Source organism: Parachryseolinea silvisoli (genome assembly GCF_021190955.1).
GTDB lineage: Bacteria > Bacteroidota > Bacteroidia > Cytophagales > Cyclobacteriaceae > Ohtaekwangia > Ohtaekwangia silvisoli.
The window spans coordinates 165092-173824 of sequence record NZ_JAIOAO010000009.1 but is presented as its reverse complement, the minus strand read 5'-3'; the positions used below and the strand labels follow the sequence as shown (position 1 = coordinate 173824).

General features: G+C 52.9%; 6 protein-coding genes. 5 read left to right on the top strand and 1 reads right to left on the bottom strand.

Translation table 11 applies throughout. The features are described 5' to 3' along the window. The 4 genes from K7P01_RS31535 to K7P01_RS31520 all read left to right on the top strand — a co-directional run. A partial coding sequence (locus tag K7P01_RS31535; RefSeq protein ID WP_267298586.1) for a hypothetical protein occupies positions 1-1142 on the top strand: 1142 nt, incomplete at its 5' end. 166 nt (positions 1143-1308) lie between these two features. Continuing rightward, entirely contained in the window at positions 1309-3765 is a 2457-nt protein-coding gene (locus K7P01_RS31530) for a glycoside hydrolase family 95 protein (RefSeq protein ID WP_267298585.1), read from the top strand. Positions 3766-4065: 300 nt separating this feature from the next. Next, on the top strand, positions 4066-5634 hold the full coding sequence (locus K7P01_RS31525) for a M61 family metallopeptidase (protein ID WP_267298584.1): 1569 nt from the start codon (positions 4066-4068) through the stop codon (positions 5632-5634). Between the two features lie 110 nt (positions 5635-5744). Then, positions 5745-6167 (top strand): hypothetical protein, encoded by a 423-nt coding sequence (locus tag K7P01_RS31520; protein ID WP_267298583.1) that lies wholly within the window; start codon positions 5745-5747, stop codon positions 6165-6167. Here the strand turns inward: K7P01_RS31520 and K7P01_RS31515 are convergent. After that, on the bottom strand, positions 6164-7954 hold the full coding sequence (locus K7P01_RS31515) for a cache domain-containing protein (protein ID WP_267298582.1): 1791 nt from the start codon (positions 7952-7954) through the stop codon (positions 6164-6166). The two genes, K7P01_RS31520 and K7P01_RS31515, sit on opposite strands and share 4 nt — an antisense overlap. 319 nt (positions 7955-8273) lie before the next feature. On the opposite strand from K7P01_RS31515, the gene K7P01_RS31510 reads away from it, so the two are divergent. Beyond that, positions 8274-8699, top strand: a complete 426-nt coding sequence (locus tag K7P01_RS31510; protein WP_267298581.1) for a hypothetical protein — start codon at positions 8274-8276, stop codon at positions 8697-8699. The last annotated feature ends 34 nt before the right edge of the window (positions 8700-8733 follow it).

The following is an 8733-nucleotide window of genomic DNA, read 5'->3' as shown; positions in this document are numbered from 1 at the left end:
TTTACCGCATGCGCGGTACAGACAAGATCGTGGTGCGGCGTAAAGGCGGCGCCTCAAAAGAGACGATCAAAAAATCACCAAAATTTGCCCTTCCACGACTGTACATGAGCGAATTTGGCGGCTGCTCGACCATGGGCAAAGAAGTCCGTTTTATGATGCACCCGATGCGTGCGCTAGCCGACTATAATTTCAGCGGGTTTATCAACAAATCGCTCAAACTTATTCAGAAGCAAGACGCCACCAGCAAATTAGGCCAACGTGCGATCGAGCTTTCGAAACACCCCAAGTTACTGGAAGGTTTTCAACTTAACAAATATACTACATTCGATTCGATGCTCCGTAGTACGTTGAGCTGGTCGATCGATACAGAAAAAGGCTCGGCGAAGGTGGAGATACCGGCGTTGGTGCGCGACATTAATTTTTTTCCTAATAACCGGCATTCGAAGTTTAGTATTACGATCTCCCTGGGGATTGTACCGGATTTTAAGTTCAACCAAGGAACGGGTAAGTATCAGGCGCCGAAGTGGTACGATACCATGTATGGATGTAGTTATACTTCGTCAGAGTGGCATTCAGCGTTGAAGGGATCGCCGGCCACTACGTTGGAGCTGTCGCTGGACCAGCTGCCACCGGAAAGCGGGTATAGCTTGATGTTGGGAATTGGGATTTGTTTTGGGGATGCGATGGATGGTGACGAGGTGAAGCAGATCAAGCGTGCGGGGGCGGCGAAGATTTTGGCGATTGTGGCAGGAGGGAATCAAAGTGAGAGCGAGGACGAGAGTGGGGTGAATGTGGATCGTGAGGTTGGGGAATTTGCGAATGGTAGCAAAGAGGATATTGCTGTTACCGATACCAGCAATGATGTTGAGAATACAAGGGTAGCGTCTCCGACCGCCACGGCTGCTGTGCTGAGCGACATGAAACGGGGCGCGGCTTTGAATCGTAAGGAGCCGGCAGCAGCTGTTCAATCTTTTGTGTACCATTATAAGGTAGTCCTTGCGCAGCCTGGTACGACGGTAAAAGAGGCAACATATTCGTACGCGATGACCACGGGTTTAAATTGTACCTGGTCCTCCGGCAATCTGGAGGCTGAAGACAGTTCCAGGCACAAGTTCCGCACCTACGCTAACGCTTGGTGCTAAAACTTGCGCCAGCTACGTTGGTCCGCTCTCACACTTCACACTCACACTGCCTCTTCTGCCGGTCATCCTGTTATTTGGCTGTTCGTATTAGCGTTAAGCAGATTTTAACGGGTTATTAAGTGGTGTGTTTTAGTATTGTGTATATTCTGAAACCAAACAACTTTGTATGCTACAACCTACACGCACGATCGTCTTCATTCTTTTCATACTCTCCTGTTGGGGGAGCGTTTGCCACGCCCAATCCGCGAGTCAGGCAGAGCTGTTGCGGCTATGGTATGACAAGCCGGCGGCGAATTGGAATGAGGCACTGCCCATTGGCAACGGGCGGCTGGGGGCCATGGTGTTTGGCGGGGCGGCGCAGGAGCGGTTACAACTGAACGAAGAGACGGTGTGGGCCGGTGGACCGGGGAACAATCTGCCTGACAACAGATTTCGGGAGGCGTTGCCGGAGCTGCGCAAGCTGATCTTCGAGGGCAAGTATCAGGAGGCACAGGACCTGGCGACGCAGAAGGTGGCTGGGCCGAATGTCAATCACGGCATGCCTTATCAGACGGTGGGTGATCTTCTCATCGACTTCCCTGGACACGATGCGGCTACGGGGTACACACGCGACTTGAATATTGATCAGGCGGTGGCGTCGACGGCGTATAGGGTGGGTAATGTGCAGTATACACGCGAAGTGTTCGCTTCATTTACGGACCAGGTGATTGTGATGAAGGTGACGGCGGGAAAGGGCGGTACGGTAGATTGTACGATCCGGCTGAAGAGTCCGCATACAAGTAAGCGCATCTATACTGAAGGGCAACGGTTAGTCTTGACGGGAACTTCGAGCAGTCATGAGGGTAAAACAGGACAGGTAAAATTTGAGGCACTCGTAACGCCTGTGCTGGACGACGGCAAACTGACCACGACGGACAGCACCCTGATCGTATCGAAGGCCAGGGCTGTGACGGTATATATCTCGATGGGAACGAACTTCCGGAATTACCATGACCTGAGTGGTGATGCTCATCAAAAGACGTTGGGTTATCTAGCAACGGCCTTGAAGCAACCCTATGCCAGGGCGAAAAGCAATCACACTGCTTATTACCAAAAATTCTTTCACCGGGTGTCGCTTGACCTGGGCACAACGCCTGCTACGAAGCAGCCGATCCCCGCCCGCTTGCAACAATTTGCAACGGGGAATGATCCACAGCTTGCGGCGCTATACTTTCAATTTGGACGCTATCTGCTGATCTCTGCTTCGCAGCCGGGTACGCAGCCGGCGACGTTGCAAGGCTTATGGAATCATCAACTGATGCCGCCATGGGATAGTAAGTATACCATCAACATCAATACGGAAATGAATTACTGGCCGGCGGAGGTTACGGACTTGCCGGAAATGCACGAGCCGTTGTTTACCATGCTAAAAGAATTGGCTGTTACCGGGCAGGCGAGCGCAAAAGAGATGTATGGCGCGCGTGGATGGATGGCGCATCACAACACGGACCTGTGGCGCATTACGGGTCCGGTAGATGGTGCGTTCTATGGCATGTGGCCCATGGGGGGTGCGTGGTTGTCGCAGCATCTTTGGCAGCATTATCAGTATACGGGCGATGCGAATTTCTTAAAAAGTGTATACGATGTTCTGAAGGGCGCGGCGTTATTCTATGCCGATGCTTTGCAGACGGAGCCTTCGCATGGCTGGCTGGTGGTGGTCCCGTCCATGTCGCCGGAGAATGAACATCGTCGGGGGGTGTCGATGACCGCGGGCGCTACGATGGATAATCAACTGGTGTTTGATGTGTTTTCGAATTTCCTGGGAGCAGCGGCATTGCTTCGTGCTGATCAGGCACTGGCGGATTCCATTCGTGTGAAGCTGGGGAAGCTGCCGCCAATGCAGATCGGGAAGCATGGGCAGTTGCAGGAGTGGCTGGAGGATTTGGATCGACCGGATGATAAGCATCGGCATGTGTCTCATTTGTATGGACTGTATCCAAGCAACCAGGTGTCGCCGTATCGAAATCCGGCCTTGTTTCAAGCTGCACGAACGTCGCTGGTGTATCGGGGGGATAAGTCCACCGGGTGGTCTATGGGGTGGAAGGTGAACTGGTGGGCGCGGTTGCAAGATGGTAATCGCGCGTACAAGTTGATGCAGGATCAGCTGACGCCTTCGCGTGACAATGAAGGTGGGACCTATCCGAATTTGTTGGATGCGCATCCGCCGTTTCAGATTGATGGCAATTTTGGGTGTACCTCGGGGATTGCCGAGATGTTGGTGCAGAGCCATGACGGGGCGGTACATTTGCTGCCGGCGTTGCCGGATGCCTGGCATACCGGGAAGGTGAAGGGGTTGAAGACGCGTGGAGGCTTTACGATTGATCTGGATTGGAAGGATGGAAAGATTAGCCGATTGGTAGTGAAATCGGCGCTGGGTGGGAAGTGCCGGTTACGGGTATATGACGCGTTGAAGCACGCAGGTTTTCAGGTTGCGCAAGGTGCGAATGGCAATCCGTTCTTTGCCGTAGCGGACGTGAAAGCGCCGGGGGTAGTTGCTGCGCCAGGTCAAGGGGAGCACGTGCGGCGGGTGTATGAGTATGATTTGGCCACCGAGGCCGGGAAATTTTATACTTTCTCGTTTTAGGTTCGTTAACTCAATTTAAATACCACCATCGTTTATTCCCGGATAGCGTTCACATTGCGCGCATATCCTAATATGTTAATAAAGCTGGTCTCACACTATCGTAAATCTCATAGACGATCTTCGTACCGGTTGGGGCGGTGATGCAGGGGGTGCTGCACGCGGGGGTGTTGACGCGGAAGTAGGAATCTACCTGATAGCCATATTTTACCCCGCTGTTGGCAAATATTACCTTGGTTAAAGTGAAAGTCCACATGTATCGTAGTGGATTTGTATATTGCGTTTTATCATACTATTCCAAACATGGTATCACGCTTCTCTCCTATGCGGCTGCGCTTCTCCGCGAGCCTGCTCCTATCGCTTCTTTTGGTTTTTGTGCTGAGTGCTTGCCAAGGGCAAGGTGAAAAAAGTAGCCTGGCGTTTACGGTGTCGATGCCAAAGCCGGCGAATCAGGTGTTTGAGGTGGAGTTGGTGTGTGAGAATCTGTCGCGTGATACGGTGGTGTTTAAAATGCCGGCGTGGATGCCGGGGCTTTACCAGGTGCGGAATTATGCGGACCATGTCCTGAGCTTCAGCGTGAAGGATGGCAACGGCAAGGCCGTGCGCTGGGAGAAAGCCGGACGCTCCGGATGGCGGGTGTTTAGTCAACGGGCGAAACGGATCACGCTCCAGTATTCTGTTAAGGCTACGATGTCGTTTGTAGCGGCTAACTTCCTTTACGACACGCATGGGTATATTGCTCCTACCGGACTTTTTATGCACGCGGACGGGGTTCTGCAACATCCCGTAACCGTCACGCTAAAGCCGGCGCCGCAGTGGAATCGCGTAGCGACCGGGCTCGACTCGGTGGCGGGAAAGAAGTATACGTATACTGCGCCGGACTTTGATGTTTTGTACGACAGCCCCATTCTGCTCGGTAACCTGGAAGAGCTGCCGGCGTTTACGGTGCATGGTGTTCCGCACCGGTTTATTGGGTATAAGCTTGGGAGCTTTGACCGCAAGGTGTTTATGAAAGAGCTCAAGCGATCCGTTACCCTGGCGGCAGATTTGATCGGGGATATTCCGTATAAGCATTATACGTTTATCGCCATCGGCCCCGGACGCGGTGGCATCGAGCATTTGAACTCGACGGCTGTAAGCTTTGATGGGAACGAATTAAATAATCCGGAGGGACGTGAGCGCATGTTGAGCTTTCTCTCCCATGAATATTTTCATCATTATAATGTAAAGCGCATTCGCCCGGTGGAGCTGGGACCGTTTGATTATGAGCGTGAGAACCGTACCAACCTGCTGTGGGTTTCAGAAGGGTTCACGTCGTATTACGAGTATATCATGCTGCGCCGGTCCGGGCTCATTACACGCGAGGCGTTCCTGTCGGCTTTTCAGCGGACCATTGCATCGTATGAAAATAACGCGGGGCGTTTATACCAGTCACTGGTGCAAGCCAGCTACAACACCTGGGATGGTAATCCTTTTGAGCGGCCGGATGTGTCGAAGACCGTTTCGTATTATGACAAGGGCACCGCCATGGGCCTGTTGCTGGATCTGGGCATCCGGCAGGCCAGCGGAAACAAACAATCGCTTGACGATGTCATGCGATACTTATACCGGCATTATTATCAGGACCTGAAACGCGGTTTTACGGATGCCGAGTTTCAGCAGGCGTGTGAGGCTGCCGCCGGTACGCCCTTGAAAGAGCTGTTTGAGTATGTGTATACTACTAAGCCTGTTGACTATGTCAAATATCTCGCCTATGCGGGCCTGGCCATCGATATTACTGTACGGGAAGGAAAGGCTTCTTTTGCCATTACACCACTCGCTACGCCTGATGCGCAACAGTCGGCAATATTGAAAAGCTGGTTGGGAGAATAGAAGTATTACAGGGCTGACACCTGCCGGCGTACCATCCGTTTTTTGACACTTCTTGCAACTGTGCAGATATTTGCAAAATTTGCATAGATTCACTGTTGCGTTTTTATTCTATGCGTTCATTTCTTCCTCTCTGTCTTCTTGTTTTGGTGGCTTGCAGCCCGATGGCGTTTGTCGACCTGCACGATGTCAATCGTTTCCTGGAGTCGCCGACGATCATTAAGTCGGGTGACCGGTATTTTATCCGTTTCCGGTATGCGGATAAGGAGGAAGGTCCACCGTTGACGTTTATGGCGATCCGTACCCGGATTCAAAAAGACACGCTTCTATTCTATATCCCGGCCATGGCCAGCGATGGCAGCATGGCGGGCCGGCTGCAAATCGAAGAGATCACCGAAACCAGGCAGATCACCCTGATCGACCAGGGCAAGTTCTTTTGGAAGGAAGTGAACAACGCGCTGGTGCCGCTGACGTTGCAACCCCCTACCGAGGAAGACCTTGCCCTGATCGAAGCCGGGGTACAGGAGGTATATTAAACCACCCGCTCTGCCACGCGCAGGTTATAGATCGAAGCAGAAATAATCTCGCCGGCGCGTTTCAGAAATTCTATTTCGTGCGGCTGGAGCGTCGCGAATGTCGCGAGCTCGATGGCGCCGACGGCATGTGTTTCGGTACGCAGCGGCAATAATACCAGCATCGCCGGGGTTGCTTCGCCCAGACCGGACGTGATGCGAATGTAGCCTGAGGGGATGTCTTTCAGGTGTATGATCTCCCCTTCCAATATACATTGACCAATGAGCGACTCGCCCCAGCCGAGGCGACGCGTAAGGTATTTTTTGCGCTCGTAGGCATAGGCCGACACCAGCTCGATGTAACGATCATCGTCATCGCCCTGGATGATAAACAGACCGCCCTGGTTGGCTTTGAGGATTTGTACCAGGGTTTTGAGTACGTGGTCGTAGAAGCCTTCGGTGTTGCCCGCATGGCGGCGAATGACGTCGTTGAGGCGTGCCAGACCATCGTTTTGCCATACGCCTTTGGCTTCTTCTTCGCGGAAGCGTTTCAGGTTGGTACGCATGGATTCCAGCGCCAGGCCCAGCGTGTCATCCTGTCCGGATACCTGGAAGACGCTGTCGAACTTTCCTTTCCCGATGTCGACGGCAAAGTCGATCTTGTCTTTCAGGTTTGCTTCCAGCGCATAAACAGATTCGGTCATTTCGCGTAGCTCACCCCGCAGCCTTCGCGTTGTACGCGCCATGCCGATCTGCCCGCGTGCCAGCGCCTTGAGGTGTGCATTGATGGCATTCATGGGATGCGTGATGCTGTTTGCTATTAAGACGACGCTTACGATCAGGAGGACAAGGCCCAGGGTACTGAGCAGCAACGTGCGGAGCAGGATGGTATTGATGCCGCCGTTTATGGACGCTGTCGGTACGATGGTGCCAATGGACCAGGGGTTGTCGGAGCGGCCAATGTGCAGCGGTGTGAAGGCTATCAACGCATCGTCTGCCGTGCTGTCGTTGTACGACAGGATCTTGCCTTGCTGGATGCTGGCGAGGACGGCCGTGGTATCGCCTTTTATGACGGCTGACAAAGGCTTGCCGATCATTTCAGGTACTTCGTGCGAGACGATGATGCCCTGGTGGGATACCAGGAAGCTGGTGGCCCCTTCGAAAGGTTTGATGCGGGCGATAAAATCGAGGGCATCCAGCGTGATGTCCATACCTACCAGGCCGAGGAAGCGGCCGTCTTTTAACAGGGGTACGCAAACCGACGTGCCCAGGTAGTTGTTGCGTTGATCCTTTACCGACGACGTGGACGACAGTATATACGGTTCGGTGAGGGCTTCCTCCTTCGCAGCCTTTAACGTCGCGTACAGGCTGCCAGGGATATCGCCGTTGATGTTTACCGTGTCGATCAGCGGTGCGCCGGTGCGGTAGTAGGTATAGCGCTTCCGGCCATAGGGGCTTGTCCAGGCGGTGTCCACGGCCGAGAGCTCCATGCTGAGCCAGGCGCTGAGGTATCGCGGACTCTGCGCGACGGCACCGGTAAGCGCTGCTTCTACAACCTGTTCGCGCACATTCGTTTCCAATGACGTCGTGCGCGTAAACGTCTCGGACAAAGTGCGGGCAATTTCGAAGTCTCCCTGTACAATCACGCGGGCGCTACTGGCCTTTTCGGCAAGTTGCGACAGGGCTACCTGCCGTGCGCGTTCTGTTAAGTTTTTTCGAAAGTTGACGATGGTGAAGGCGATGGCAATTCCGTAGATGCCAACAATAATCCAGACTAACAGGAACAGTCTGTTCCGAATGGTCCATTTCATGGGTCAAGGTAGGTTTAGGTTAAATGAGTTGGTGAAATAAAAATAGACACAATGGTCTCCAATGTCAAATAATTGCGACAAAACCAAACGAATCAATCGATTGTTTCCTTAAAATTATATTTACTATATATCTTCTGCCTGCACGTCGGGGGTATGGGTGGTATAAATCTGCGATTTCGACCAATGGTGCAGGGGTCAGACGCTTAGTCGGTCATTGGCAACCTTTCATCCGCTTTATCGCCCGTTCGACAGTAATTCTATGCGGCCCGGGGCCGGTTGATTGCTTATACAGCAGATTGAAACCTATACCCTTTGTACTATGCGCTTTTCATGTTGTTTATTCATCCTCGCCCTTTTGGCGAGCTGCTCCCCAATGGCCATCGTCGATCTTCGCGACGAGGCTCACTTTACCGAATGCCCTACGATCGTAAAGACAGGCAACCGGTATTTTATACGTTTCCGGTATGCTGACAAAGAGAACCTGCCGTTGTATTTTATGACGGTCCGTTCCAGGATCATGGCCGACAAGCTGGTGTTTTTTATACCGGCCACGGCCAGCTCCGGCAACATGGCCGGCGAGCTACAGCTCGAGGAGATCACGTCACGCAAACAACTGGACCTGATTCGTTCACAACACGCCTTCTGGAAGGAAGTCAACGGTCAGCTGGTGACGATGCCCATACGCGATGCCGACGAAACAGACGTTGCGCTGATCACGAGCGGCGACGGATATGTCTACTACTAAAAAGTTGTAAAATCCGCCAATCCTGGTCATCTTG

Excerpts from the sequence above, each read along its gene's own strand:
- K7P01_RS31515 (WP_267298582.1), bottom strand. The coding sequence starts at position 7,954 with ATGAAATGGACCATTCGGAACAGACTGTTCCTGTTAGTCTGGATTATT.
- K7P01_RS31510 (WP_267298581.1), top strand. The coding sequence starts at position 8,274 with ATGCGCTTTTCATGTTGTTTATTCATCCTCGCCCTTTTGGCGAGCTGC.
- K7P01_RS31520 (WP_267298583.1), top strand. The coding sequence starts at position 5,745 with ATGCGTTCATTTCTTCCTCTCTGTCTTCTTGTTTTGGTGGCTTGCAGC.
- K7P01_RS31525 (WP_267298584.1), top strand. The coding sequence starts at position 4,066 with ATGGTATCACGCTTCTCTCCTATGCGGCTGCGCTTCTCCGCGAGCCTG.
- K7P01_RS31530 (WP_267298585.1), top strand. The coding sequence starts at position 1,309 with ATGCTACAACCTACACGCACGATCGTCTTCATTCTTTTCATACTCTCC.